General features: G+C 51.3%; 22 protein-coding genes. 7 read left to right on the top strand and 15 right to left on the bottom strand.

All coding sequences use genetic code 11. The features are described from left to right. Positions 1-22 precede the first annotated feature (22 nt). Positions 23-1,222 carry an MFS transporter gene (locus tag ACP3TC_RS10230; RefSeq protein WP_313852019.1) on the bottom strand — a complete coding sequence of 400 codons (1,200 nt, stop codon included), beginning with the start codon at positions 1,220-1,222 and terminating at the stop codon, positions 23-25. Positions 1,223-1,549: 327 nt separating this feature from the next. Between ACP3TC_RS10230 and ACP3TC_RS10225 the strand changes: the two genes are divergently transcribed. Continuing rightward, positions 1,550-2,734 (top strand): sugar transporter, encoded by a 1,185-nt coding sequence (locus ACP3TC_RS10225; protein WP_313852020.1) that lies wholly within the window; start codon positions 1,550-1,552, stop codon positions 2,732-2,734. 62 nt (positions 2,735-2,796) lie between these two features. Here ACP3TC_RS10225 and bhsA read toward each other — a convergent pair whose 3' ends face one another. Next, positions 2,797-3,054, bottom strand: coding sequence for a multiple stress resistance protein BhsA (gene bhsA / locus ACP3TC_RS10220; RefSeq protein WP_313852021.1), 258 nt, complete (start codon positions 3,052-3,054; stop codon positions 2,797-2,799). Between the two features lie 280 nt (positions 3,055-3,334). Between bhsA and ACP3TC_RS10215 the strand changes: the two genes are divergently transcribed. Further along, positions 3,335-3,973, top strand: a complete 639-nt coding sequence (locus ACP3TC_RS10215) for a TetR/AcrR family transcriptional regulator (protein ID WP_426818136.1) — start codon at positions 3,335-3,337, stop codon at positions 3,971-3,973. A 118-nt stretch (positions 3,974-4,091) separates the two neighbouring features. Here the strand turns inward: ACP3TC_RS10215 and rhaM are convergent, their stop codons facing one another. Genes rhaM through rhaB form a run of 4 tightly spaced genes read right to left on the bottom strand, consistent with a single transcriptional unit; the run spans position 4,092 to position 7,973 of the window. Then, complete coding sequence (rhaM, locus tag ACP3TC_RS10210) at positions 4,092-4,406, bottom strand: L-rhamnose mutarotase (protein WP_313857720.1); 315 nt, start codon at positions 4,404-4,406, stop codon at positions 4,092-4,094. After that, positions 4,396-5,238 (bottom strand): rhamnulose-1-phosphate aldolase, encoded by an 843-nt coding sequence (rhaD, locus tag ACP3TC_RS10205; RefSeq protein ID WP_313852023.1) that lies wholly within the window; start codon positions 5,236-5,238, stop codon positions 4,396-4,398. The genes rhaM and rhaD overlap by 11 nt, the downstream gene beginning before the upstream one ends. Before the next feature lie 9 nt (positions 5,239-5,247). Further along, positions 5,248-6,504, bottom strand: a complete 1,257-nt coding sequence (locus ACP3TC_RS10200) for an L-rhamnose isomerase (RefSeq protein WP_313852024.1) — start codon at positions 6,502-6,504, stop codon at positions 5,248-5,250. After that, positions 6,501-7,973: a rhamnulokinase gene (gene rhaB, locus ACP3TC_RS10195; RefSeq protein WP_426818265.1), complete on the bottom strand. Its 1,473-nt coding sequence runs from the start codon at positions 7,971-7,973 to the stop codon at positions 6,501-6,503. The genes ACP3TC_RS10200 and rhaB overlap by 4 nt, the downstream gene beginning before the upstream one ends. Before the next feature lie 300 nt (positions 7,974-8,273). On the opposite strand from rhaB, the gene rhaS reads away from it, so the two are divergent. Both rhaS and rhaR read left to right on the top strand, forming a co-directional pair. After that, entirely contained in the window at positions 8,274-9,098 is an 825-nt protein-coding gene (gene rhaS, locus ACP3TC_RS10190) for an HTH-type transcriptional activator RhaS (RefSeq protein ID WP_426818135.1), read from the top strand. 11 nt (positions 9,099-9,109) lie between these two features. Then, positions 9,110-9,970 (top strand): HTH-type transcriptional activator RhaR, encoded by an 861-nt coding sequence (rhaR, locus tag ACP3TC_RS10185; RefSeq protein ID WP_313852026.1) that lies wholly within the window; start codon positions 9,110-9,112, stop codon positions 9,968-9,970. A 146-nt stretch (positions 9,971-10,116) separates the two neighbouring features. On the opposite strand, the gene rhaT is transcribed toward rhaR, so the two are convergent. Continuing rightward, entirely contained in the window at positions 10,117-11,151 is a 1,035-nt protein-coding gene (gene rhaT, locus ACP3TC_RS10180) for an L-rhamnose/proton symporter RhaT (RefSeq protein WP_426818134.1), read from the bottom strand. 399 nt (positions 11,152-11,550) lie between these two features. Here rhaT and aldA point away from each other — a divergent pair, with 399 nt between their 5' ends. Next, on the top strand, positions 11,551-12,990 hold the full coding sequence (aldA, locus tag ACP3TC_RS10175; protein WP_426818133.1) for an aldehyde dehydrogenase: 1,440 nt from the start codon (positions 11,551-11,553) through the stop codon (positions 12,988-12,990). 42 nt (positions 12,991-13,032) lie between these two features. Here aldA and ACP3TC_RS10170 read toward each other — a convergent pair whose 3' ends face one another. The 7 genes from ACP3TC_RS10170 to ACP3TC_RS10140 all read right to left on the bottom strand — a co-directional run bounded on the left by ACP3TC_RS10170 (position 13,033) and on the right by ACP3TC_RS10140 (position 23,191). Next, on the bottom strand, positions 13,033-13,959 hold the full coding sequence (locus ACP3TC_RS10170) for a LacI family DNA-binding transcriptional regulator (protein ID WP_390902539.1): 927 nt from the start codon (positions 13,957-13,959) through the stop codon (positions 13,033-13,035). An 18-nt stretch (positions 13,960-13,977) separates the two neighbouring features. After that, positions 13,978-15,369, bottom strand: coding sequence for a glycoside hydrolase family 1 protein (locus ACP3TC_RS10165; protein ID WP_313852030.1), 1,392 nt, complete (start codon positions 15,367-15,369; stop codon positions 13,978-13,980). A gap of 12 nt (positions 15,370-15,381) precedes the next feature. Then, entirely contained in the window at positions 15,382-16,716 is a 1,335-nt protein-coding gene (locus ACP3TC_RS10160; RefSeq protein ID WP_313852031.1) for a PTS sugar transporter subunit IIC, read from the bottom strand. Continuing rightward, a complete protein-coding gene (locus ACP3TC_RS10155; protein WP_313852032.1) occupies positions 16,716-17,036 on the bottom strand; it encodes a PTS sugar transporter subunit IIB in 321 nt (106 codons plus the stop codon). Before ACP3TC_RS10155 ends, ACP3TC_RS10160 begins: the two co-directional genes overlap by 1 nt. A 213-nt stretch (positions 17,037-17,249) precedes the next feature. Then, positions 17,250-20,294, bottom strand: coding sequence for a non-ribosomal peptide synthetase (locus tag ACP3TC_RS10150; RefSeq protein ID WP_426818132.1), 3,045 nt, complete (start codon positions 20,292-20,294; stop codon positions 17,250-17,252). 190 nt (positions 20,295-20,484) lie between these two features. After that, positions 20,485-21,765: an MFS transporter gene (locus tag ACP3TC_RS10145; RefSeq protein WP_313852034.1), complete on the bottom strand. Its 1,281-nt coding sequence runs from the start codon at positions 21,763-21,765 to the stop codon at positions 20,485-20,487. After that, the gene (locus ACP3TC_RS10140) at positions 21,758-23,191 is read right to left on the bottom strand and encodes a M20 family metallopeptidase (RefSeq protein WP_313852035.1); all 1,434 of its coding nucleotides are present in this window, start codon (positions 23,189-23,191) and stop codon (positions 21,758-21,760) included. Before ACP3TC_RS10140 ends, ACP3TC_RS10145 begins: the two co-directional genes overlap by 8 nt. Positions 23,192-23,343: 152 nt before the next feature. Here ACP3TC_RS10140 and ACP3TC_RS10135 point away from each other — a divergent pair, with 152 nt between their 5' ends. Continuing rightward, positions 23,344-24,267, top strand: a complete 924-nt coding sequence (locus ACP3TC_RS10135) for a LysR family transcriptional regulator (RefSeq protein WP_313852037.1) — start codon at positions 23,344-23,346, stop codon at positions 24,265-24,267. 508 nt (positions 24,268-24,775) lie between these two features. Beyond that, positions 24,776-25,480: an acyl-homoserine-lactone synthase gene (locus ACP3TC_RS10130; protein ID WP_313852038.1), complete on the top strand. Its 705-nt coding sequence runs from the start codon at positions 24,776-24,778 to the stop codon at positions 25,478-25,480. On the opposite strand, the gene ACP3TC_RS10125 is transcribed toward ACP3TC_RS10130, so the two are convergent. Then, on the bottom strand, positions 25,394-26,137 hold the full coding sequence (locus tag ACP3TC_RS10125; RefSeq protein ID WP_426818131.1) for a helix-turn-helix transcriptional regulator: 744 nt from the start codon (positions 26,135-26,137) through the stop codon (positions 25,394-25,396). The genes ACP3TC_RS10130 and ACP3TC_RS10125 overlap by 87 nt on opposite strands. Between the last annotated feature and the right edge of the window lie 726 nt (positions 26,138-26,863).

The following is a 26,863-nucleotide window of genomic DNA, read 5'->3' as shown; positions in this document are numbered from 1 at the left end:
CACCCTCTGGCAACCGCGCGAATCACACCGCCGGTTTGTCTGTTACGGGCGCGCGATGCATCGGCAACGCGCGTTTAAGCATACACACCAGCAGCAGATTAATCAGCGCCAGTGCGCATAATAACCAGATAGTCGCCTGCGCCCCCATCGCCTGATAAACATAGCCACAGACCAGCGGCGTCATCGCCTGACCAATCAATGCCGGACGCGCCATGCGGCCAACCACCCGCGCATACTCTTCCGGTTTGACCATCGCCAATGGCAAAGTCCCGCGCACAATGGCGCGAAGCCCGTTGCCCGCCCCGTAAAGCAGCATACTTAACAGCGCAAAATGCGGAAACAGCGCCAGCGTCAGTAGCCCCAGTGCGACTAATCCGGTCGAGAAAAAGGTGGTCCAGATGGGATGACCACGCTTAAAAGCGACATCAACCAGTCGTGAGGCCACCTGGCAAGGCCCTAGAATGGCACTGACCGCCAGCGCAGCGGCCAGCGAGTAGCCGCTGGCCTGTAGCAGCGTAATCAACTGCACGGAAATTGCCGTCATAATCACCGACGCAAGAGTAAAAATGGCACAAAGCAGCCAGAACAGATACGGTTCAATCGCGTTCTGCCCGCTGGTTTTTGTCCGGTTTTGCTTGGGTAGTGATGCGCTGGCAGGCAGTGACCAGTAGTACATTGGCCATACCGTCAGCGCCAGGATCGCAGCATACGCCAGGCAGGCATCGCGCCAGCCGAGCCACTCAATCAGCAGCGCGGTGCCCGGCCACACCAGCGTGGTACAAAATCCGGAGATTAACGTGATGCCGGTAATCGCACTGCGGGCAAAGCCGCCGTACAGCGTACCCAATGTGGCAAACAGCGCGTCATATAATCCCATCGCCATGCCAACACCGACCAGCACCCAGGCCAGTAAAAATAGCCAGAGTGCATGTGATAGCCCGATAATCACCAGCCCGGCCGCCATCACCAGCCCACTGCTGGCCAGCATACTGCGGCCGCCGTAGCGCGAAATAATTCTGCCGCTGAGCGGCGCCAGCAATCCTGACACCAGAATACCCAGCGACAGTGCGCCATATACCCACTGCTGCGACCAGCCTGTCTCTTGCACGACCGGTGCAGCCAGCACCGCCATAATATAAAACGAGCCACCCCACGACAGGATTTGCACCAGCCCCAGCAGCACAATGCTGATGGGGCTCAGCTTTTCGGGGTTGTTATTCACAGGCGGTCATTCCATTTATCCAAGTTTGTCAGGGGATTAAGCTGAAAGGAACACAGATAATAAACCTCATGCGGAGGGTTTTTCCAGCGTTCCAGCGCCGGATATCTTAAATACTGCGGTCGTAAAGCGCGCCAGAAACCGACGTTCTGGCCCGGTTGACGAGTTGTTAAAGAGGATAAAAAAAATATCGGTTTTGTTGATATTTCGGTTTATCTCATCGCATAAATAAAACACAATACCGGTCTAAATGTGATGGGTGTCACTTTTTTCGCCCCTGTGGATTTCGCTGAGCCGAAATAATCTTTCCCTTACTATTCTGTTAACTCCATGCAATCAACCACAGTTTCACGTAAAACCGCCTGGCTGCGCGTCGTTCTGCTCTCTGTCGCGGCGTTTATCTTCAATACTACCGAGTTTGTGCCGGTAGGTTTACTGTCCGATATCGCCAGCAGCTTCTCAATGAAAACCCCTGACGTCGGCATTATGTTGACCATCTATGCCTGGGTGGTGGCGCTTATGTCGCTGCCGCTGATGCTGGCAACCCGCAAGGTGGAACGCCGCTTATTGCTGATGTCGATTATTGCCCTGTTTGTTATCAGTCATGTGATGTCAGTACTGGCATGGGATTTCTGGTCGCTGGTGGCTTCACGTATCGGCATCGCACTGTCACACGCCATTTTCTGGTCAATTACCGCATCGCTGGCGATCCGCGTCGCGCCTGCCGGCAAAAAAACCCAGGCGCTGAGCATGCTGGCTACCGGCACTGCGCTGGCAATGGTACTGGGGGTGCCGATCGGTCGCATTATTGGTCAGTACCTCGGCTGGCGGATGACCTTCGGCATGATTGCCGCTTCGGCGCTGGTGTTGCTGCTGATGCTGGCAAAACTGTTGCCTAAACTGCCAAGCGAACATACCGGCTCGCTGAGCAGTGTACCGGTGCTGTTTAAACGCCCGGCACTGGTTGGCCTGTATCTGCTGACCACGCTGGTGGTGACTGCGCACTACACCGCTTACAGCTATATTGAGCCGTTTATGCAGAGCGTGGCATCGATGGGTGAGAACTTTACCACCTTCTTGCTGCTGATTTTTGGTGCGGCAGGCATTTTAGGCAGCATTATTTTCAGCGTATTTGGCAATAAATTCCCTTCAAGCTTGCTGATCAGCGCCATTAGTCTGATCACGCTTTGCATGGGCTTGCTGCTGTTTGCTGCCATTCATCCGCAGGCAATTTCCGTGCTGTGCATTGTCTGGGGAATGGCGATGATGATGATTGGTCTGGCGATGCAGGTACGCGTACTTTCGCTGGCACCGGATGCCACCGATGTGGCGATGTCACTGTTTTCCGGGATTTATAATATCGGGATCGGCGCTGGCGCGCTGTTGGGTAACCAGGTCAGTACCCATCTGGAGATGGCCGATGTCGGCAACGCCGGTGCAATACTCGGTCTTATTGCCCTGCTCTGGTGTCTGTTTATCTTCCGCCGTTATCCTCAGCTGCGCAGCAACGGCTAAAGCAGAAAAGGCTTCGTCAGTCATTGTTGACTGGCGAAGCCCTCGTGCTGCGCGATAACCAATTAGTTATAAATTACCGCGGTGCCATGCAACTTGTTCTGACCAGAGGTCGAAGTGATGCGGAACGACTTTGCACCTGCGGCTTCCGCTTTCTCTGCTAACTGGCTCTCAAGTGAGCTCAGATCCGAACTGCCACTCGCACTAACCACCCCGATTTTCTGTTGATCGACCGGCGTAAAATTAATCTGGTCTGCTGCAAAACCAGCAAATGACAGTGTGGACAAGCTGACGGCAATCAGGGCAATTTTAACGTTTTTCATTATCTTCTCTCTCAATCTGGTGAAGTAGTGTGGTTATCGTTATTTAGTTAACGATCGATAACTAAATGCTAAACCTTTGCCCTGCCGGTCGTCAAACTAATTTTATAATGATCGTTAATTTAATAATCATATGATTGATATTCATGGCATTAAATTTTTAATGTCGCGGCATATTGCGTGCAGTAGACCGCGGTGACACGATGACACTCCGCCGCACTTGCATAATTATTTAATGATCGGTAATTTAATTGCAGGGTTAGCGAATGTTAAGTGAGGACATATGCCAGTTCATCAGGACGTCGGTGTGAAGAAAGGTCGCGGCAGGCCGAAACTTTTTGATCGTGAAACGGCGCTGGACAAAGCGCTTGAGCTGTTCTGGGCGCACGGTTATGAAGCCACATCACTGTCCGATCTGGTGGCCGCCACCGGCGCCAAAGCGCCAACGCTGTATGCCGAATTTGAGAATAAAGAAGGATTGTTTCGTGCGGCAATGGACCGTTATATCGAGAAGTTTGCCCAACAGCGTAAAGCGGCACTCGCCTGCCCCGATCGCACGGTGGCTCAGGGTATCGAAAACTATTTCCGCTCGACTGCCGCCTGTTTCACCGATCGGGAAAAGCCGGCCGGCTGCTTTTTTATCTGCACTTCTACCGCGCTCTCTGCGGCATCTTCTGAGGTGGCAGAAATGCTGCGCACGCGCCATAACTCACAAGAGGCGACGCTATTTGAGTTCCTGCAACAGCGCCAGCAGCAAGGCGAAATAGCCCGCACCTGCGATACCGATGCGATGGCGAAATATCTCTCCTGCGTGCTGCAAGGGATGTCAGTGCGCGCCCGCGAAGGCGCCTCGCGTGAAGAACTGGAAGGGATTATCGATACCGTGATGCGGTTATGGCCAACGCTGGTAATGCCTGCATAAGATTGCAGAACGGTTGCCGTCGCTGATTAAGAGCAACTTCACACCGCTTTGCCAGCCTGATTAGTGGCGGTGTTGAGTGCCATGACGGCTGGCAGACTGCCCGTCATGGCACTCTTTACTACGCCAGATAAAACACTTCGCTTAACGCTTCGCTCACCGGGCTGTTATCCGCATTTGATGGCATCAGCTCCCGCATCGATCGCCACCAGCGCTGACAAACTTCAGTTTGCGCCACGTCATCCCAACGTGCCTGTGACTCAATTTCGACATAAGCAAACAGCAGATTACGCTCTGCATCGAGAAAAATGCTGTAATTATGCGCACCGTGCTGCTTCAGCGTCTGTTCGAGTTCAGGCCAAATCGGCGTATGCCGCTGCTGGTATGCTGCATGAGCATCCGGATACACCTGCATCACAAAGGCTTTACGCAACATTGCGCTTACCGACATTCAGTGCCGCCGCCCACGGATGCACGCCAAAACGCTCACCGAGCGCCACCAGTTCATCGGTGCTGATGGTCTGTTTCATGCCGCCCATTGAGATGACTTTTACCAATACTTCTGAGGATTTTTCAGCAGTATCAATCAGGCCGAATGTCTCATCCAGCGTCGGCCCGGCACCAAAGATACCGTGGAATGGCCATAATACCAGGCTGTGTGATTTCATCTGTTCAGCGGTTTTTGCCCCAATTCCGTCCGTTCCCGGCACCATCCACGGCACGATACCAACACCATCAGGGAACACCACCAGACACTCGGTGCTGCCTTCCCATAACTGTCGGGTAAAGCTGGCAGCATCCAGTTCCAGCACATAGCTCAACGCGATAAAGTTGGTGGCGTGACAGTGCATAATCACCCGGTCGCTACCGTTGGTCAGCTGTTTTCGCACCGAATGAGACTGAAAATGCGAAGCCAGTTCTGAGGTTGGCACCCCGCCATTAACCAGCCCCCAATGAATGCGGAACGATAATCCATCCTCGCTGACCTGCAACAGTACCAGGCTGTCGGCAGGATCAAGCTGCACATTACGAAAAAACTTACCGGAACCGGTAACGAGGAACCAGCAGTTAGCCAGCGCCGGTGCCGGCTGGCTCAGTTCAAGATGGCGCGGTTCAGCACAGAAATCGGCGGCAAACGGTTTAACCTCCTCGTCCAGCAGGCGCAGGCTGATATTACCACCGTTACGTTCGTCCCAGCCTTTCAGCCACATATCACTGGTGGCCTTCACCATTCCCTGTACAAACCATGAAGAAAGAATGCTTTGCATAATAGATCCTTAGCGTTGACTGAGTATTTGTTGTTCGTAATTGCGCACATCGCCCAGCCAGCTGGCATCCGCAGGTACATCATGGCGTAAACAGTAACTTTCCCAGACTGCTTGCCACGGCAGTGATTTTTGCTCTTCCAACAGTGCCAGGCGTGCGGTGTAATCCCCCGCCAGCTCCCGTTCACGCAGCTGTTGCACCGGCTCCAGCAAGGCGCGCAGTAAGGCTTTTTTGGCATTGCGCGTGCCAATTACCCAGGCGGCAATGCGGTTAATTGAGGCATCGAAGAAATCCAGCCCGATATGGACTTTATCGAACAGCCGCTGACGCACAATTTCACTGGCAATCGCCTGCGTTTCATCATCCAGCAGCACCACGTGGTCACTGTCCCAGCGCACCGGACGGCTGACGTGCAGCAGCAGGCGCGGCACATACAGCATGGCGGTGGAAATCTTGTCGGAAATCACTTCGGTTGGATGAAAATGCCCGGCATCCAGCGTCAGTGCCGTCTGGCGGCTGGCGGCATAACCGAGGCAGAACTCATTGGAACCCACGGTGTAGCTTTCCGCACCAATGCCAAACAGCTTGCTCTCTACCGCATCGATATGGTGCTCAGGATTGAGTTTCTCTTTGATGATCTCATCCAGCGAGTTCATCAGGCGCTGACGCGGAGCCAGACGATCTATGGTCAAATCCTTCATGCCGTCCGGCACCCAGATGTTCATGACCGATGGTGTGCCGAGCTGCTCACCAAAATACGCCGAGATCTTACGACTGGCCTTACAGTGATCAATCCAGAACTGACGGATTTCCGCATTACTGTGTGCCAGCGTAAAGCCGTCAGCACTCAGCGGATGCGAAAAACAGGTCGGGTTAAAATCCAGTCCCAACTTGTTGCGCTTCGCCCACTCCACCCAGTTAGCGAAATGCTGCGGCTCGATGGCATTGCGCTCAACCGGCCGATCGCTCTCCAGATAGATGGCGTGCAGATTCAGACGTTTTGGTCCCGGAATCAGTGCCATCGCCAGATCAAGATCGGCACGAAGTTCTGTTGCACTGCGCGCCTTGCCCGGATAATTACCGGTGGCCTGAATACCGCCGGTCAATCCACCCTGCGGGTTTTCAAAGCCGCGTACATCATCGCCCTGCCAGCAGTGCATTGAGACTGGCAGTTGATCCAGTTGCGCCATCGCGGCATCGACATCCACGCCGATGGCTGAAAAACGCTGTTTCGCCAGTTCGAAAGCCTGTTCGATTAACCGGGTCATAGGCAAAGCTCCTTCGTAGGTTGACTGAGCGCCTGAAAACGCGGCCAGCAGGCCGTGAAAGCGCTCTCGTGATAGGGTTTAAGCTTGTGCTGCGGGAAGTTTTGAGCCACCTGCTGACGGAACTGGCGGATATCCGTCACTTCGCCGAGCGCAATCAGCTGACAGCCGATATTTCCCAGCGTCGAGGCCTCGATCGGACCGGCGCTGACCGGCAGATTGCAGGCATTGGCGCACAGCTGATTTAGAAAATGGTTTTGACTGCCGCCGCCGACGATGTGCAGCTGGCTGAAGTTTTTACCGCGCAACTGCGCCAGCTCATCAATCACCTGGCGATACAGCAGCGCCAGACTGTCAAATATGCAGCGCGCCAGTTCGCAGGCGGTTTGCGGAATAGCCATCGACTGTCCGGCGCAGGCATCCTGAATTTCGCGCACCATGCTGGCGGGATTGATAAAGCGCTCATCATTAGGATTGATGACGAATTTGCAGGCAGGCAGCTGGGATGCCTCGTGAATCAGCTGGCAGAGATCGGCAATCTGCAACTCGTCACAAACCCGCTGTAACAGCCACAGTCCCATAATATTTTTCAGCACCCGATAGCGGCCTTCAGCCCCGCCCTCATTGGTGATATTGGCCCGCAACGCGCTGCCGCCGGTCAGCGGCTGATGGCTCTCAAAACCCATTAATGACCAGGTGCCGGAGCTGAGATAAGCGCTGTCATCATCCGCTAATGGCGTGGCGAGAATCGCACTGGCAGTATCGTGGCTGGCTACCGCAATCACCGGCACCTTTTTGCCCTGCGCATTTTTCCACTCGCCGAGTGGTTTTCCAGGCTGAGACGGCGTGCCAAACCACTCGGGTTTCGCGCCAGCCCACTGCAGCAACGTTTCATCCCACCCGCCGCTATTGATATTCAGTAACTGCGTGGTGGTCGCATTGGTGTACTCCCAGTTCAGCTGACCGGTCAGCCGATAATGCAGATAGTCGGGCATCAGTAACGCATGGGCGACACCTTCAGCCAGCTCCGGGTGCGCATCGCTAAAGGCACGCAGCTGATACAGCGTGTTAAACGGTAAAAACTGAATACCGGTGCGCTGATAGATTGCCTGCCGCCCCAGCTCACGTTCAGCTTTAGCCATCAGGCCGTGGGTGCGTTTGTCGCGGTAGGAGATCGGCAGGCCAACTCGCTGACCGTCGGCATCGATCAGCACCAGATCGACGCCCCAGGTATCGATCCCGATACTATCCGGTACAATACCTTCACTCTCCAGCAGTGCCAGTCCGCAGCGAATTTCGGCTTCCAGCGCATCAACATCCCAGCAATCGTAGCCTTCCACCATCAGTCGCTGATTTGCAAAACGGCTGACTTCACGCAGCGTCAGGTTGCCGTCTTCCGACTGATAACGCCCCAGCATCACTCGCCCACTTGAGGCGCCAAGATCGATGGCTACAATATTGCGAATGGTCATGGATTTAACTTCCTGGTGATTCAGTGCCACCAGTGTAAAGTTCGCCACGTTTGCCACCTTGCTGACATTGCCAGCAACCCGAACTCGCTGGCAAATGCGCAAAGGTGAACGTGAATCAGCTCACAGTTTCGTTTTTCCCCCCTGCCTGCGGCAGATGTGACGCATTACGCATTTCTGATTTTTTCCCAATGATTCTCGAAAAATTAGCGCGTTAAGCGAGTTTCCCCGTGCAAAATTCAAGGTAAGGTTAATCCGCGCTGATTTAGTATCGGTTACAGGTTTGTTAACAGAGGGCGAATCATGACGGTATTACACAGCGCTGATTTCTTTCCGAGCGGAGGATTTCCGGTTGCCATTGAACCGCGCGCGCCTCAGGGCGCTTTTCCTGAACATCATCATGACTTCCATGAAATCGTACTGGTGGAGCAAGGTTCTGGCATTCATGTATTTAACGGTCAGCCACAAACACTGTGCGGCGGATGCATCTGCTTCGTGCGCGATCACGACCGGCATCTGTATGAACAGACAGAAAATCTGCATCTGACCAATGTGTTATATCGCGGCCCTGATGCTTTTCGTTTTCTAACCGGGCTGCGCGATTTATTGCCGCAGGAGCAGGACGGACGATATCCGTCGCACTGGCGCATCGGTAATAAGCTGATGGCACAAGCCAAAGCGGTAATCGACCAGTTGAGCCACTTGCCGCCCGAGTTTTCACTGGAACAGCAGGCAGAGCAGGAGCTGCGCTTTATGCAATTGTTGATGCTGTTACGTCAGGGCTGCCGCGAACAACACAGTGACGATCAGGACGGTCGCCTGCGTCGCTTGCTGGACTGGCTTAACGATCATTACAGTGATGATGTTGACTGGGACGCGCTGGCGGACAGTTTTTCGTTATCCCTGCGCACCCTGCACCGTCAGATGAAACAGCAAACCGGCAGTACGCCGCAGCGCTATCTTAACCGGCTGCGTTTGTTGCAGGCGCGCCATCTGTTGCGTCACAGCGATCAAAGAATTACCGATATCGCATTTCAATGTGGTTTCGGCGACAGTAACCACTTTTCGACGCTATTTAAACGTGAGTTTGGTTGTGCACCGCGCGCCGAACGGCAGCAAACACTGTAAGAGGATGATGAATGAGCCTTGTGCTGGCCAGAGCGGATTATTTTCCTTCGGATGCCATGCCGGTGGCGGTTGCTGACCGCGCGCCGCAGCCGTCGTTTCCGCCGCACCGCCACGAGTTTTATGAGATCGTCATTGTCTGGCGTGGAAATGGCCTGCATATCCTCAATGATCGCCCGTGGCCGGTCACATGTGGCGATATTTTTTATATTAAAGACAGCGATTGTCACAGCTATGAGTCGGTAAACGATCTGGTGCTCGATAATATTATTTACTGTCCGGAGCGTTTCAAGCTGGGGCTGGACTGGTCACAACTGTTGCCAATGGATGACCCTGATCATCCCGCATGCTGGCGGCTGACCACCCGTGGTATGGCAATGGCGCGCAATGTCATTACGCAGCTTGAACAGGAGAGCCGTAAAAGCGATCTGCTCTCTTTACAGCTGACCGAAGCGCTGTTTTTGCAACTGGCGTTGATTCTGCGGCGCTATCGTTATGCGGTCGACCGTGCCTATGAACAACCGGAGGGTGAACAGCTGGATCTGTTAATGGCGGCGATTCAGGCCGACAGTGAGACGCCTTTCGACCTGGCGCTATTTTGCCAGCACAGCAAACTGTCTGAACGGGCACTGAAACAGCTATTTCGACAGCAAACCGGTATGACCATCAGTCACTATGTGCGTCAGTTACAGCTGTGTCGGGCAAAGTATTTGCTGCGCTGTAGCGACTGTCTGATCGGTCAGGTGGCGGCACGCTGCGGCTTTGATGACAGCAACTATTTCTCGGTAGTATTTACTCGCGAAACCGGTATGACGCCCAGCGCATGGCGTCAGCGATTTGAACAGGCGGGAAAAGCGGCGATGAAAACGGCGTGATGGGTTTAGTGAGTTTGACTGAAATACTGATACGCGTAATTCTAAAATCAGCATCTCAGCTCAAAATTATCAACCGTTGCAACTAAAAATTATTGCCCTTTCTGTTATTTCAGCGAAAGGGCAATATCAAATAATAGCTTCCTGTATTATTGCGCCATACCTAAACCAACAATATTTGCTGCCAGAATAATGACCAGGCAACCAATACTTAACACACCCACGGGTCGACGCCCTGCCGATTTCCACTCTTTTAACACCAGCCCGACAATACCGCCGCACAGTACATAGAAACTCATATGCAGCATCCAGCTGATGTAGTCATACTGCGTCGGAATATTGGCATGGCCCCAGGCGTAGAAGAAGAATTGCAGATACCACATGGTGCCGCCGAGTAAGGCAAACAGCACGTTGGCAATTAACAACGGCTTAGCCACCGAGAAATCCGCCTTAATCGACAGATTTGGTTTCGTCGCCAGGCGAATAAAGCAGTAGGCGAGATTAACCAGCGCACCGCCGCCCATTATTACCACATAGCTTGGCAGCGCTACGTACAGTGGATCGATACCCAGAGCCTCCGCCGCTTCATGCATCGGCTTCGCTGCATCCATGGCAAAAGACATACCGGCTGAGAAAATACCGCATACTACCGCCAGTACCAGCCCTTTTCGCAGATTAAACTCTTCCGCCTGAATCCCCATCGCGCGTTCTTTCAGTAATCCTGCGCGCGCCACCACCGCGACGCCGATCAGCGCCACCAGCACGCCCAACAGTGTCAGGCGGCCACCTGATGAGCTGAACAGTTCGACAAAACGCCCCTGTAGCAGCGGCGTCATCAGTGTGCCCACCACCAGCGTAATACCGATGGCAATACCGATGCCCATCGACATGCCGAGATAGCGCATTGTCAGACCGTAATTGATATTGCCGATTCCCCACATTGCGCCGAACAGAAATACCGGCATCAGGGTCGCAAGATCGAATGAAGCATAGTATTGCCAGAACTGCGGCAGCAGGATGGCGCTGACCAGCCACGGCAGAATCAGCCATGACATAATTCCCCCCACCGACCACATTGTTTCCCATGACCAATTTTTGACTTTCTTCAGCGGCGCATAAAAGCACGCGGCGCTGGCTGCACCGACCAGGTGCCACATAATACCGAGCAGGATTGCGTTATCCATTATTATTCCTTCGTAGTCAGAGGCCATCAGCAACCGTACGGTTTACTGAGTACGGAGGAGTCTAAAGAGTTGGGGCCCTGCTCAACCTTATGCTGGCTGCCCGGCGTCAGGCAAAACTGGCAAAATTCAGTGGATGGTAATGACTGCGATCACAAAATTTCGTCGTGGCCTCCGGCTGCTGCCCAGGGATCGCTGGCGCGGTAAATGCCCGCTGAAGCGAGTTTTTTACCAATTTGTTAGCGCTGTGCGGCATAACATAACGTTATTGCCAGCGACAACGTTTTCATGGCAATCAGAGAAAGGTGCCGGGAGACAAACTGCGTCACTTTTTGCTTAATCAACAGCAGTTTTGCAACGCATTAACAAAAAACATCACTACTCGTGACGGAGATCCGGAAAATGGCAACCCCTCAGCAACGCATGTATATCAACGGACAGTTTGTTGAAAACCACAGTGACAAATGGATCGAGGTGATCAATCCCTCAACCGAGCAGGTTATTTCGCAGATCCCGGAAGGCAGCGCCGATGATGCTAAACGCGCTATCGATGCCGCCGAAGCTGCTCAGCCAGGCTGGGAAGCGCTGCCGGCGGTTGAACGCGGCGTCTGGCTGCATAAAATTGCTGACGGCATTCGCCAACGCGCGGATGAACTGACGGATGTTATCGTCGCTGAGGGAGGGAAAACCTTTGCGCTGGCGCAGACCGAAGTGCTGTTTACCGCCGACTACCTGGATTATATGGCTGAGTGGGCGCGCCGCTACGAGGGCGAGATCGTGCAGAGCGACCGTCCAAACGAAAATATCCTGATATTTAAAAAAGCTATCGGCGTCACTACCGGTATTCTGCCGTGGAACTTTCCGTTCTTTTTAATTGCACGTAAAGCCGCACCGGCGCTGATTACCGGCAATACCATTGTGATTAAACCGAGTGAGTTAACCCCTAATAATGCGGTGATCTTCGCCGAAATTGTCGACAGCATAGGTCTGCCAAAAGGCGTGCTGAATATGGTGTTTGGCTACGGCCCAACGGTCGGTCAGGAGCTGGCAGCCAACCTTAAAGTGGGTATGGTCAGTTTAACCGGCAGTGTTAACGCCGGAATTGAAACCATGAAGGCCGCCGCACCAAACGTCACTAAAGTTTCGCTGGAGCTGGGCGGTAAAGCCCCCGCTATCGTGATGAATGATGCTGACCTTGATATCGCCGTGAAGGCGATCGTCAGTTCACGCGTGATCAATAGCGGACAGGTGTGCAACTGCGCCGAGCGCGTATATGTACAGGAAGAGATATACGATAACTTTATCACCCGCCTTACCGCCGCTTTTCAGCAGGTGACCTTTGGCGATCCGGCGCAGCAAAAAGAGCTGGATATGGGCCCGTTAATTACCGCCGCGGCATTGCAGCGCGTTGAAGAGAAAGTAGCTAAAGCCGTAGAACAAGGCGCACAGGTGATTATCGGTGGTAAACGAGCCGGGAATAAAGGCTTCTTCTTCCAGCCAACCATTCTTACCAACGTGAAGCAGCAGATGCCAATTATGCATGAAGAAATTTTCGGGCCGGTGCTGCCGGTCGCCACTTTCCGCACGCTGGATGAAGCGATTGAAATGGCCAATGACAGTGAGTATGGCCTGACGTCGTCGATTTTCACCAGCAATATCAATACGGCGATGATTGCGCTGCGCAAACTGAAGTTTGGTGAAACCTATATTAACCGCGAAAACTTTGAAGCAATGCATGGGTTCCACGCCGGATGGCGTAAATCCGGGGTTGGCGGTGCCGATGGCCGTCATGGACTGGAAGAGTATCTACAAACTCACGTGGCTTATCTGCAATTTCAGTGAGCCGAAGCTTGATGATGGGCCAGTCAAACTGGCCCGTTTTTTTTACCAGGGCGTCAATAAACTGCCGCGCAATGGCGGAAAATCTTGCTCGCTGCCGACAATCAGTTTAATGGCACGCTGAGCCAGCGTTTCCAGTGGAAAGCTAATCAGCGGCAGCAGCGGGTCAGCAAAAGCAGCCGTCGATCCATCGATACTAAACACCATTACCTGCTGCGGTACCGCCAGCTGATATTGTTTCAGCAACTCGACCACCTCCAGACCCTGGTAATAATCCGTCACCAGTACCGCATCAAAGGCCACCCGACGATTAATCAATCCCTGCAATGCCACGCTGACAGACTGCTCTTCATCCATGATTAACTGTCGGTTAAACGGCATCGCCATGCTTTCCAGCGCGCAACGATAGCCCTGCAAAACCTGCTCTGCCGCCTCACCCCGATTGAAATTCAGCAGCGCGATTTTGCGGCGCTGCTGAGTAAACAGATAGTGACTGGCGGTCTGACTGGCAAATTCATAATCAATGCCAATCTGCTGTTTACCCGAGGCGTTCAGACAGTCGATCAGTACCGCCTGTTGCGCGCTGGAAGGCAGCGGAAAACGTGCGCCAACCACCATCACCGCATCACATAATCCGGTACTGAGTTCAGAAATCGCCTGCTCAACCGACGCGGTAGTATTGGCAAAGCGTAACAACAGATGCTTTTGGTGCAAACTCAGCTGTTTCTCCAGCGCCTGCAGATAACCCGTGGCCTGCTGGATATGCTCCGTGGCGCAGATCACCCCAATACAGTGGGTGGTCTGGCTGGTAAGTGACTGCGCAATGACATTCGGTTTGTAGTTGAGAATCTCCACTGCACGGAGAACCGCATCACGGCTCTCCTCTTTGACGCCACGACTGCCACTCAGCACGCGTGAAACTGTTGCTTTGGATACCTGGGCCAGACGCGATACATCGTTAATACTCGCCATCATTGCTCTCTGTAATGTCTACTGCTGGCTGGAAAAGCCGTTTTCGCTGGCGGTGCGGGCAAACCATTCACCACTTTTTTTCACACTGCGCTGCTGTGTTTGCAGGTCAAGCTGGACAAATCCATAGCGGTTTTTATAGGCATTGCACCATGACCAGTTATCGATAAAAGTCCACATATGATACCCGAGGCAGTGACTGCCCTCACTGATACCACGATGAACCCACTGCAAATGCTCCCGAACGAAATCGATACGGTAATCATCCTGAATCTGACCATGTTGCGCAAAGCGCCCTTCATTTTCGACGCCCATACCGTTCTCCGAAATAAAGCAGCGCGGATTGGCATAATTTTGCCGCAGATTGGTCAGAATGTCATAAATCCCCGGCTCGTAAATCTCCCAGCCACGATAAGGATTCATTTTCCTGCCCGGCATCTCATAGTGGTCAAAAAACCACTCTGGCATAAACGGGCTGTCGGGATTAACCAGCGAGTCGCGAGCTTTAATTCGTCGTGGCTGATAGTAATTGATCCCCAGTAAATCGACGATGCCACTCGCCAGCAGTGCGCTGTCGCCTGGCTGACACGCCGGTAACTGACCATGCTGCGCCAGTAACTCAATCAGCTGTTGCGGATACTCTCCACGCAGCGCCGGATCGAGGAAACTGCGATTGAACATCAGGTCGGCGATATTAGCCGCCTGCCGATCTGCCGGATTCTCAGAGCGGGCGTACGACGGTGTCAGGTTGAGGATAATACCTATTTCACCGTCCTGCTGACGCTGACGATATTTTTTAACCGCCAGCGCATGGGCCAGCATCGTATGATAAGCCACCGTCGCCGCGCGTTTAAAATCCACCACATTCGGATAGTGGAAATCATACAGATAACCGCCCTCTACCGGCACAATTGGCTCGTTAAAGGTAAACCAGTGCTTCACCCGGTCGCCAAACAGCTGAAAACACTGATCGGCATAGTCAGCATAAGCGGCGACCACCTCGCGGTTTTCCCAGCCGCCCTGCTGCTGCATTACCAGCGGCATATCAAAATGAAACAGATTGATAAACGGCGTAATCCCCTGCGCCAGCATCTCGTCAATCATCTGCTGGTAAAACTCCACCGCCTGCGGATTCAGCGCACCGCGCCCGTCCGGTATTAAACGCGCCCACGAAATCGACGTGCGAAAGGTGTTGTGATTAAGCTGCTTTAACAAGGCGATATCTTCACGCCAGTGCTGATAAAAACCTGAGGTGTCTGCCGGGCCAATCTGCTGATGAAAACGCGAAGGCTGCTGCTGAAACCAGTGATCCCAAATCGTGGCGCTTTTACCCGCGTTAAGGCTGTTACCCTCTGTTTGCGGAGCTGAACTGGCACTGCCCCACCAGAAATTGTCAGGAAACTGATATTGCATGGAAATTGCTCCTTAAGTTCGGGCCGGAAGATCGTTACCCTGCGCAGCTGCGCCGTTTTGTGGGTTTTCTGCTTCTTGCTGCAGCAAGGTGCGCTCGTAAACGCGCAGGAAAGGCAGATACATCAGTGCCGACATCACCATACAAAACAGGCACATAAACACCGGACTAAGCGCCCAGTTGGCAGCCCATGAAGCACCTATCGGCCCCGGCGTGGTCCATGGAGCCATCGACACCACCTGCGCAACCCAGCCCAGCTTGATTGCTGTCCAGGCAAATACGGCGTTAATCATTGGCACACAGATAAACGGCAGGAAAAACAGCGGATTCATAATAATCGGCATGCCGAACAGAATCGGCTCATTGATATTAAAGATGCTGGGTACTACGCCCATCTTACCAATGGTGCGCAAGTGAATGGCGCGGCTGCGTAACAGCAGGAAGGCCAGGGGTAAAGTCGAACCGACGCCGCCAATCAGCAGATAAAAATCCCAGAATCCCATCAGATAGGTATGTGGCAACAGACTACCGGCTTCCAGCGCTGCCTGGTTCGCCGCCAGGTTGGTTAACCAGAAAGGATTCATAATTCCGGTGACGATCAGCGCGCCATGAATACCGGCAAACCACAGCACCTGACACACCAGCACCGAAATCAGCACTGCTGGCAGCGAGTCCGAGGCCGATACCAGCGGCGCCAGCAGATGCATAATCGCCTGCGGAATTATCATTCCGGTCCAGGATTCAATCAGCAAATTCAGCGGATGCAGTGTCGCAACAATCACGATCACCGGGATCAGAATTTCAAAAGAGCGCGCGACGCCGGTCGGCACCTCTTTCGGCAAGCGGATAGTAATGTTGTGGCGCTTCAGCCATGCATACACTTCACTGGTATACAGTGCGGTGATAATAGCGGTGAAAATTCCCTGCCCGGAGAAGTAATCAGTGGCGATTTTGCCATCCTGGTAAGGTGCCGCCACCAGTAAAAAACCCATAAAAGCCAGCAAACCGGTCATCACCGGGTCGAGCTTGTAATGTTTACCAATACTCGCACCAATGCCAACTGAAATAAAAAAGGTCATCACTCCCATACTGAGGTTATAAGGCAGCATCAGCTGTTGACGGTGATTGACGGAGAAATCGAGCCAGGCGCGGGCGAAGCGCCAGGTGGTATCCGGCGAGAAAGGCGGAAAGATAAACACTAGCATAAACGAGCCAATAATCATAAACGGCAGCGCGGCAACAAAGCCATCGCGAATCGCGATAACATGCCGTTGCTGGCCCACGGCTCCGGCCATCGGCGTGATTTTACGCTCGATGATATTGATCAATACCTGATAGACCGAGCTCATCAGGCGGCTCCTTTTTGAGCAATCAGCTCAAGCGCAAAATCGAGCACCTTATCGCCGCGCTGCATGCCGTAATCCATCATATTGATCGGTGCTACCGGAATGCCGGAAGCAACGGTTTTTTCCGCCAGCGTCTCCAGCATATATTTTATCTGCGGCCCCAGCAGCACCACCTGGTAATCGGCAAAACGATCGTCAAATTCTGTGGCACTGTAAGCGGCGATATCGACTGCCAACCCGCGTTTATCGGCCTCTTCCAGCATTTTGCGCACCAGTAAACTGGTAGACATCCCGGCGGAACAACAAAGCATAATCTTGTGCATAACGTTTACTCCCAGTCGGTGATATGACCGTGAGTGGAAACGATATGGAAACCGGTTTCCATACAAATTGAGTAATTATGGGAGCTGTCTCAAAAAATCGGACAACTGACATCTGCGGGATGTGAAATACATCACGCAGCTTGATGTAACATGAGTAAATAAGCGATCCTGCGCTCATGAGCTTCAGGATCGCTCAGCGACGATAACGCCTCGTTACGGCAGAATTCCTGTGGTGCGCCAGTAATCAAGATAACGCATTAACAGCTGCCGGTTCATTGGTGAAAATAGTGGAGAAGTCATATTTTCCAGTGCCAGCCTCATATTCCTTGCGTCATAAACCGGCATATTTTCATATAATTCCCAACGGGTCTTCTGCCGCCAGACTACTTCAGAAAGCATCGGCAGCAGCGGGGTTAACGGATTATCAGCGGATTGATCCGTTTCCAGCCGAGCCAGCCATTCGGTATAACTTAGCGGCTGCAAGGGATATCCACACTGATTAATCAACTCGAAAAACGCATTAAAGTCGACAGACTGACTCGGGTCCGGCGGTACCAGATGGAAAGCCTTCGCCAGATTGATATTATCGCGTGAAATATGGATTAGCGCGGCGCTGACGTAATTGACTGGAATGAATTCATCACGTTGGTTAAACAATAGTGGTGAAGCACCCATTTTGATGCAGCCTTTAATTATCCGGGCGATAAAATCAGCTGAGTTTCCCGCACCGCTTTCGCTGTCTCCGGTAATAAACCCTGGTCGATAGACCGCCAGTGGAATGCCGCGTTCCCTTGCCTGCCAGATTAATTTTTCAGCCACCCACTGACTTTGTGAATAACCGGAAGCATATTGCATCCCTTTCAGGAACGGGGTCAGTTCATCACCCTCATAAATACGCTTTACAGGTGAAAATAAACTTGCCGGGCCGAATACAGCAATGGTTGACACATAGTGCAGTGGCTTGGTTTTGCCCTTAACTGCCAAGCGTAAAATGTTAAGTGTACCAAGCACGTTAGCAGCATAATGAGCTGAATAAGGCTGAATATAATTAACATGAGCAGCCACGTGAAATATCAGGTCGCACTGTTGAGCAAGATGCTCATATGCCACTTTATCCAGTGCCAGATTCGGCTGCGCAATATCGCTGGCAAGCGCCTCAATCCGGGCATCAAATGCCTGCTGCCATAATTCATACTGTTGCAAATTATGCTTAAGCCGCAGTCGCGCCTGTGGATTGCTGGCAGCACGCACCAGACAAATTACCCGTTCCGTATCAGGCTGAAGCAGCAAATCGCGCAGTAAAAACGCCCCAAGAAAACCGCTAGCGCCGGTCAGTAACACCACTTTGCGACGGGTTGGCAGCTCGCTGGCATGTGGCTGAATATCAGCAGGCAAGCGGCTGTCATTGCGCATGATCGTGCAGGGATCGTCAGAGTTGCCTACCTCTGCTTGTTGCAAACTCAGCGCCATCCGGCGCGGCGAAGGTGCATCGTATAAATTTTGCACCGATACCCGCCGACCAAGCTTTTTACTGGCTTCAATTACGACTCTGGCTGCCTGCAGTGAATTACCGCCCCACTGAAAAAAATCGTCATCAAGGGTTATGTCCGGCGCATTAAGCACCTCTTGCCAGACTCGCAGAATAACTGACTGTTTATGCTGCATATCCGCATCAGCAGCCGGTGCCAGGCGATGTTTCTCCTGAATTCCAGCCAGCAGCAACTGCCGGTCGATCTTGCCGCTGACGGTCATCGGCAGGCTGCTGACCACCGTCAGGCGCGGCAGCATATACTCAGGCAGACGCTGTTTGATCCACTGCTCTATTTCACTCTTATTAAATCTGTTAGGCGATACTGGCACGATAAACCCGGTCAGCAGCGGTTCCGCGAAGCTGTTTTTAACCACACAGACTGCCGCCGCCTGTAACAGCTCACTTTCCAGTAACTGATGCTCTATCTCTTCGAGTTCAACCCGATGCCCGCGGATCTTAATTTGATTATCCCGGCGACCGGCAAACATAAACAACCCATCAGCACGCTGCCAGGCTAAGTCGCCGGTATGATAAAGGCGTTGCGGCTGGTTATCTGCTGTTGAATGGAAAGTGATAAACTGCTGCGCATTAAGCTGCGGCTGATTCCAGTAGCCACGAGCCACGCCATCACCACCAACATACAGATTGCCAATGGTCCCGGCAGCCACCGGATTTTTTTGGTCATCCAGCACCCAGGCACAGGTGTTATCAATAGGCAGGCCAATCGGCACATCATCACTGATTGCCTCTGCCGAGTGCAGTTCGCAACTGAGCGCAAATACCGTGCACTCGGTCGGGCCATATACCGCGACTAAGCGGCGCGGCGGCGCGCTGTTTAACACTTTCATCAGCGTCGCCCGATTAGCGACCTCTCCACCAACCAACAACGTGTTGATGTAGCGAAAAGCCTCAGGACAGGTTGTTGCCACCAGATTAAATAAGGCGGTGGTGATAAACATCACGCTGACGGAATACTGCTGCAATGCCGTAGCAAATAACCACGGATCGATTACCGTCTCCTTTGCGATAATTACCACTGCGGCCCCGTTAAGCAGCGCCCCCCAGATTTCAAACAGGGAGGCATCAAATGTCGGATTTGCAATTGCAGCCACGCGGTCGCTACTGCTTAGCGTCACATATTGTGTATTAATTACCAGACGAATAATTCCTCTTGATTCAATTTCTACCGCTTTTGGTCGGCCAACAGAACCTGAGGTAAATAAAATATGGCTGCGATGATGCCGCTCTAATTTACAATACGGCATCTGCTGGATTGCGCCCTCCATCGGGGCGATATTTTCCAGCATCAACTGGCGTCCGGCTAAATCAGCACGCTGCGCAGCATTATTGGTCAGAATTAAATTGACCGCTACATTTTCCAACATGAAACTTAATCGGCTATCCGGCAGTGAGGGATCGAGCGGAACGCAGCTGCCTCCGACCCATAATATCGCCAGCTGACAGAGTATATTTTCAATACCCGGCGGCAGTAAAATAGCCACCGGCTTTTCAGAATGTATCTCCATTTCAGCCAGGCAGACGGCCAGTGAACTGGCTCGCTGCGCCAGCTCCAGATAATTAATGGTTTTTTCCGGAGTAATAATTGCGGGGTGCTGCGGAAACGCGTTGACGTGCTTGAGAAATAATTCGATTACGCTGCTATCAGTTGGCTGGGCAGATTGATAACCAAAGTTATATTCATTACTGCGGAGAAGAAACTGTTCCATAGTCGTTCACCTTAACAATCCTGTCAGAAGCAGCAGTATAAGGTAATTTTATTTTAGCAAAAGTGTCGCCGGAAAAAATTTTACTTAATAAAAATATCAGCTTGAATAATATGAATTTCTTTATTTCCCTGTGCGATATATCGATTGATACGGCGCAAGCACTTTGCTTACGCCGTTGTTAAACCTGCCGTTATGCCAGTCGTCGCTGGCTGCGCAGTAACGCCCAGCCACTAAGCAGAGCCAACAGCATCAGATAATAACTGGGTGCAAGGCTGGTGCCGGTGGCGGTAATCAGCAAACTGCATATCAAAGGGGCAAAGCCACCAAACACCGTTACCGCGATGTTGTAACTGATCGCCATGCCACTGGCGCGGGTTTCCATTGGAAACAGATCGGCCATTAACGAGGGTACGGTAGAGAAGTAGATCGACTTTAGTAATGCCATCCAGCCAACCAGCAAAATCAGGGTAAGCGGCGTGGTATGGTTAACAACCATACTAAACGCCGGATAAATGGTGATAATAAGCAGAATTAATGCGCTCCACATCAGCGGCATCCGTCCGATTTTTTCAGCCCACAGCCCCATTAGTGGCGTAACCACCGTCAGAATCACCCCGGCAATCAGGGTGGCGGTGAAGGCGACTGACCCCGGCAGATGCAGGTTTTTAGTCGCATAAGTTGGCACATAATTGAGCATGTAATTAATGGCGGTAGAAATGACCATCAGGCCAATCGCCAGTAGCAGCAGCTCTTTCTGCCGACCGGCGAGAATTTTAAGCGGCGCACGCGATTTATCCTGCTGCGGCTTAAAGCTGGCCGGCTCATGCAGATGACGGCGAATATACAGGCCAACCGGCCCGATGATCAGCCCGAAAGCAAACGGAATTCGCCAGCCCCACTGCTGAATTTGCGCTTCACTCAGCCACCAGGTCAGGCCGAGCCCGAAAGCGGAAGCCATCAGGGTACTCGCGCCCTGGGTGGCAAACTGCCAGCTGGCGATAAAGGCTTTACGCTCGGGAAAGTGCTCGACTAAAAACGCGGTAGAGCTGCCAAACTCTCCGCCAGCGGAAAACCCCTGAATCAGGCGTGCCAGCATAATCAGCACTGGTGCTGCCAGGCCGATGGAGGCGTAAGTCGGCATAAAGGTAATAATCGCCCCGCCGACCAGCATCAGCGAAATCGACACCAGCAGGGCTTTTTTCCGCCCTTCGCGGTCGGCATAGGCACCGAGCACTACCGCACCGAGCGGCCGGATCAGAAACGAAAGACCAAAACTGCCCAGCGCCAGCAACAGTGAAACCGATGCGTCCTCGGTCGGGAAAAAGGCATGGGCGATATAGCTGGCAAAAAAGCCATAAACCGCAATATCAAACCACTCCAGCGCATTGCCAATGCAGGTGGCAAACAGCGTTTTATGCAGATTGGGTTTCGCCGGACTGGAAACCTGAAGCTGCTGCGCGGCTTCACTCATGATGCTGCCCCCGCGAAGTTTTATGCCTCTGATGCTGCGCAATCAGGGCGGTGCCCTGCTCACCCAGATCCCAGAACAGCGCGGTCATTATTTGCAATCCTTCACGCGCAATAGATTTCAGCATATGTTCATCCACCGCATGTTGACCACAGGCAGGATAAGAGTGCGGAATCCATAGTGTCGGTAAGCCAAGAATATCGGAGAACACCTCGTTCGGCAGTGAGCCGCCAAGATTGGGTAAAAGAGCAGATTTCTTGCCACTGGTTTTGTCCATCAGCCCCAGCGCCCAGCTCACCAGAGGATCGGTCGGATCAAGCCGCGTCGCCGGAGAGCCGCGAAGCACTTCTACCTCAATATTATTAAATCCATGCCGCTGCAGATGTTCACTGACGTGCAGCGCCAGATTCTGCCAGTCAGTTTCAACCACAAAGCGCAGCTGACATACTGCGGTGGCCTTGCCTGGAATGGCATTCATTGGCCGAGCCGGATTGCCGGTAAGAAAAGAGAGAACCTCGAGAGTATTCCAGCCGTACAGGCGTTCTGCGGATGACAACCCTTCTTCCCCCCAGAGGCTATCGATCACAGGATCGCTTTCACCGCCCGCCGGATCAATATCGCTGAGAATTTCGCGCACCGCCGCCGTCAGCGCCGGAGGTTTCAGCGCAGCGACCTGCAACTGCCCTTTTTCATTAACCAGACAAGCGATAGCGTTAGCCAGTTGCGTACCAGGATTGGTCAGCAGGCCGCCCCAGTTACCGGAATGATAATCTTTTTCCCGGGCATTAATGCTGAGGCGAAAGTTAATGCAGCCACGGGAACCGAGAAACAGCGTCGGACGCACAGCATTAAGGCGCGGTCCGTCGGAAGCAATAAACAGGTCGGCTTTCAACAGCTGCTGTTGCTGCTGACAAATTTCCGCCAGCCCCGGAGAACTGATCTCTTCTCCCATTTCAAACAGGAAAGTGCAGTTAAATCCCAGCTTGCCGCCACGCGCTTGATATACCTGTTCCAGTGCAGCAATATTAACGCTGTGCTGTCCTTTATTATCCGCACTGCCGCGTGCATACCAGCGGTCGCCCTCTTCAACCAGCTGCCATGGCGTTAGCCCACTACGCCAGTTTTCATCATCGCCAAATACCACATCACCATGCCCGTAACAGAGCACGGTCGGCAACTGCGGGTCTTCAACTCGGGTGGCGATCAGAAACGGGCGGTTTTGCGCCTGCGGGTTAGCAAAATGGTGTAACTCAAAACCCAGTGCGCTCAGCGCTGGCGCAATCTCGCTATCAAGATAGCGCAGCAGCTCTGTATCACGATCGTCGCGCTGACTTTCAGTGACCATCGCCACGCGACGTGCCAGAACCTGCCGGAATTCCCCACTGTCAAAATACGCCGTCGCCAGCGCGATTGCCTGTTCACCTGTCATAGTTTGCCTGTTGTGTTTGTCTGTTTTGTTATGCGATTCATCTAAGCTAAAAACACGCTTTGCCACAATTGTTAATTTTTGAAACAATGGTTGCTTTCAAAGCAAAGCTAAGCTGCCCGATAATAAGGCATGCACCTTTATGAGGCAGGTTAATGCACAGTAGTGAAATCCGTTATTTTCTCGCGGTGGCTAACAGCGGCTCGTTAAGTGCGGCCAGTGAACAACTGTATGTGGCGGTATCGGCCATCAGTCGCCAGATACAACGGCTGGAGGCGCGGATCGGCGTACCGCTGTTTGAACGTCATGCACGTGGAATGACCCTTAACGAGGCCGGGCAGATTTTTGAAAATCACGTGCGAAAAAGTTTGCTGGATATGGAACACGCCATCGCTGAAATCAAGGGTCTGACCGCCGTTCGTCGCACGCTGATCCGCGTCGCCTGTACTGACGGCATGGCGTTTTCTCTGCTCCCCACTCTGTTCGCCCTGTTTCGACAGCAGAATCCGGCGGTGACTTTCAGTCTGAATCCCGGCAGCGGCAAAGAAGTGGCCGAGCGGGTGCGCGACGGCGAGTGCGATGTGGCATTCCAGTTCAGTTTACATCCGGAGCGCGGCGTGGATGTCGTTAGCGCTTATGCCGCGCCGGTATTGATTGTCATGCAGCATCAGCATCCACTGGCGCAGCAGCAGGTAACGCTGAACGATTTAGTGCATTATCCGGTGGTTTTGCCGGAGTCCGGCACCACGGTGCGTCAACTGTTCGATCTCGCCTGCCAAATGAGCGGTATCTTTATTGAGCCGGTACTCACCTGTAACGCCTTCTCCAGCCATTACAGTTTTATGCTCAATTCACCGCTGGCGATAACCCTGTGCAGCCACTTTACCGTAATGTACCAGCCGCAGGAGCATGGCCTGGTGCTGAAAAAGTTTGGCGTCGAACAGCTCAGCCAGCGAAGCTTACAGATTCAGACTCCCCCGGGTCGTCAGCACAGTGCCGCCCTGCGCTTGTTTTTGCAATTTGCCAGCCACGAACTAAAACAGCAAAGCGAGCTAATGCATCGCGATTTCGGCTTTTGATGGCGGCCAGCGGAGCTATATTCATTACGTAAATAATCTATCTTTTTTCTTCATTCATCAGCGCAGAAGAACGATCAATTTTTAAACTTTCACCACCGCAAAACATTAATGAAATTATAATAATCATCCATAATTAAAGCTGTTAACCATTTTCTCTCTTCTCCCTCTGCATCCCTGCCGCGGGCAGTAAATGAAAAGCGTCGCTAAGCCCATGAAATAGAATGATACGTTCGAATTATGCGTTTATTCCGCTGTCGAATTATCAATATCTTAGCCTGATTAGAACATTAATTTTATAAAACAATCTCACCTAAAACAAACAAGTTGCGACATAAAAATGTCCGCTTATTCTGAAAAAATAATCAAAAATCTGTAAAAGACAAAAAACGTTGCGATAAACAGTGCAATAAGGCTTATCGAATTATTTACTTAGTCTCGCCTTAATGATAAAGTTCTTTAAAGAATAAAGAAGATTCTGTATAAAATAATTAACTTAGGAACTATCAAAATGTTAAAAATATTCAATGTAAACTACAATCTACTGTCTGATAACAGATCCGAAGAGTTATTTACGCTGAGAAAGAAAACATTTAAAGACCGCCTGAACTGGTTAGTTAATTGTGAAAATAATATGGAGTTCGATGAGTATGACAATGCGCATACTAACTACTTATTTGGTGTTTATAAAAACATGGTGATTTGTAGCATTCGATTTATTGAAACTAAGTATCACAATATGATAACCGGAACATTTAAATCTTATTTCAATAATATAGAATTGCCGAAGGGAAACTATGTCGATGCCAGCAGATTATTTATCGATAAGCAGCGCGCCAGGGATCTGGGCATCAGTCAGCAACCGATCAGTACATTACTTTTCTTATCGATGATTAACTACAGTCGGCATGCCGGGCATAAGGGAATTTATGCAATCGTCAGCCACCCGATGTTTATTATATTCAAACGCTCAGGATGGCTTATTTCAGTGGTTGAGAAAGGCTTATCAGAGAAGAATGATACTATTTACTTAATTTTCATGCCGGTAGATGCCAGGAATCAACGCATTCTTATTGAGCGGATAATTAAAGAAAACCCATCATCATTCAATGAGTTAACTTCATGGCCATTATCGTTTAGTGTCGGGCAGCACCGGCCTGATCAGCTGCAACTCAATGCCCAGCCTTATAGCGTGCTTGGCGTTAGTAACACCTAATTTTTTAACAGCATTGCCGATATGGAACTTCACTGTGCTCAGTTTTATCCCAAGGATAAGTGCAATTTCCTGATAGGTTTTGCCCATACTTGCCCAGTAGATAATTTCATTTTCACGCTTTGAAAATATCTCTTTATCTACTTTTTCATTTTCGGCGATGCTGTTCACTTCCTGATAGAGTAACAACAGTTTCTCATGGGCTGTAATTAGCAGCATCTGCAATTCAGATTTGTTCTTAATAATTTTCTCTTCGGTATTATTACCGCTGTGCTTATCGATAATAATAGAGAGTACCACCAGATTATGATTCTGATCGTGCAGCACAAAGGTATAGCCGTTGATAAAATCATAATTGCGTGCCATGTCGAAGATCTTGGGTATTTTCAGACCGGATTTAATGGCAATATTCTCGTCCCATGAAAATGGCGACACTCTGTGCGAGGCAGTGATAAGAACCGGATCGATAAACTGATAATTATTTTCCGTATAAATCTGGAACCATTCCATCCGATTGGAAATGATGGTGAACTGTGCCGGGTTCTTCTTATTCATAATGGCATAGGCGTACTCGATGTTCTGATAGCCATCCAGCTTCCTTTCCAGATAATCCTTTATCGTATTGTTAATAAATTCATTATTGAAGAATAGATTAGACACTCACTCCTCCGCTTATCGCCCATGACAGTCCTTAACAAGGAGGTGGAGTATATCATAAACAAAACTTTAGTATATTAAAAAAATTACATATAATTTGACATGCAATATTTTAAATTAAAATTATATTCATAGAATATATAATCGCACAAAAGTGATTAATTATTACTGACGAAGAAAAAATACAATTGATATAATTTAATGCCATAATCGTTTAGCTACTCATCCAGCTCACATTGATTAATCGCAAACATTGAAAACAAACTGGACCCGGTTACGCCAGAAAATGATTATCTGCCTTGCGAAGATTTACCTTCTTCAATGCTTGTTCCCTGTCGATTAGCAAGTTGCGGCCAGATTAGCTTTCTGCCCCACTGTGGCGCGCTCCCAACTGACCTGCGCTGAAAGTTTCGGAAGATAATCACATCTGATTCACTTTAATTCGACAATTAAGCAACTTATCAATCCGTCAGCGATAAAGGATGAAAAAACAAGCAAAACAATGCCACTTCTTCACGTTGAATGGCTGGTTTTATTCTATATTTTTCAATCACTTGAGTGCATCACTTCTCACTCTGTTATTGATCATCGATATTTCCCCTGTGTCAAAATCTCACCGCATTTATAGCTTTTAAGCTTAATACACCGGAAGCAGTTTAATACCTGACTAATCATTTCATATTAAATTGAAGTACCCTCTGATCTATTGCTGCTGTTAATGCTAATTAG

It is taken from the genome of Winslowiella sp. 2C04, assembly GCF_050037805.1.
Classification (GTDB): Bacteria; Pseudomonadota; Gammaproteobacteria; order Enterobacterales; family Enterobacteriaceae; genus Erwinia; species Erwinia toletana_A.
The sequence above is the reverse complement of the archived record's forward strand: the minus strand, read 5'-3'. Positions and strand labels throughout refer to the sequence as shown.

Bases quoted from the DNA above. Each gene is read 5' to 3' on its own strand.
- ACP3TC_RS10225 (WP_313852020.1), top strand. From the start codon at position 1,550: ATGCAATCAACCACAGTTTCACGTAAAACCGCCTGGCTGCGCGTCGTT.
- bhsA (WP_313852021.1), bottom strand. From the start codon at position 3,054: ATGAAAAACGTTAAAATTGCCCTGATTGCCGTCAGCTTGTCCACACTG.
- ACP3TC_RS10215 (WP_426818136.1), top strand. From the start codon at position 3,335: ATGCCAGTTCATCAGGACGTCGGTGTGAAGAAAGGTCGCGGCAGGCCG.
- rhaM (WP_313857720.1), bottom strand. From the start codon at position 4,406: ATGTTGCGTAAAGCCTTTGTGATGCAGGTGTATCCGGATGCTCATGCA.
- rhaD (WP_313852023.1), bottom strand. From the start codon at position 5,238: ATGCAAAGCATTCTTTCTTCATGGTTTGTACAGGGAATGGTGAAGGCC.
- ACP3TC_RS10200 (WP_313852024.1), bottom strand. From the start codon at position 6,504: ATGACCCGGTTAATCGAACAGGCTTTCGAACTGGCGAAACAGCGTTTT.
- rhaB (WP_426818265.1), bottom strand. From the start codon at position 7,973: ATGACCATTCGCAATATTGTAGCCATCGATCTTGGCGCCTCAAGTGGG.
- rhaS (WP_426818135.1), top strand. From the start codon at position 8,274: ATGACGGTATTACACAGCGCTGATTTCTTTCCGAGCGGAGGATTTCCG.
- rhaR (WP_313852026.1), top strand. From the start codon at position 9,110: ATGAGCCTTGTGCTGGCCAGAGCGGATTATTTTCCTTCGGATGCCATG.
- rhaT (WP_426818134.1), bottom strand. From the start codon at position 11,151: ATGGATAACGCAATCCTGCTCGGTATTATGTGGCACCTGGTCGGTGCA.
- aldA (WP_426818133.1), top strand. From the start codon at position 11,551: ATGGCAACCCCTCAGCAACGCATGTATATCAACGGACAGTTTGTTGAA.
- ACP3TC_RS10170 (WP_390902539.1), bottom strand. From the start codon at position 13,959: ATGGCGAGTATTAACGATGTATCGCGTCTGGCCCAGGTATCCAAAGCA.
- ACP3TC_RS10165 (WP_313852030.1), bottom strand. From the start codon at position 15,369: ATGCAATATCAGTTTCCTGACAATTTCTGGTGGGGCAGTGCCAGTTCA.
- ACP3TC_RS10160 (WP_313852031.1), bottom strand. From the start codon at position 16,716: ATGAGCTCGGTCTATCAGGTATTGATCAATATCATCGAGCGTAAAATC.
- ACP3TC_RS10155 (WP_313852032.1), bottom strand. From the start codon at position 17,036: ATGCACAAGATTATGCTTTGTTGTTCCGCCGGGATGTCTACCAGTTTA.
- ACP3TC_RS10150 (WP_426818132.1), bottom strand. From the start codon at position 20,294: ATGGAACAGTTTCTTCTCCGCAGTAATGAATATAACTTTGGTTATCAA.
- ACP3TC_RS10145 (WP_313852034.1), bottom strand. From the start codon at position 21,765: ATGAGTGAAGCCGCGCAGCAGCTTCAGGTTTCCAGTCCGGCGAAACCC.
- ACP3TC_RS10140 (WP_313852035.1), bottom strand. From the start codon at position 23,191: ATGACAGGTGAACAGGCAATCGCGCTGGCGACGGCGTATTTTGACAGT.
- ACP3TC_RS10135 (WP_313852037.1), top strand. From the start codon at position 23,344: ATGCACAGTAGTGAAATCCGTTATTTTCTCGCGGTGGCTAACAGCGGC.
- ACP3TC_RS10130 (WP_313852038.1), top strand. From the start codon at position 24,776: ATGTTAAAAATATTCAATGTAAACTACAATCTACTGTCTGATAACAGA.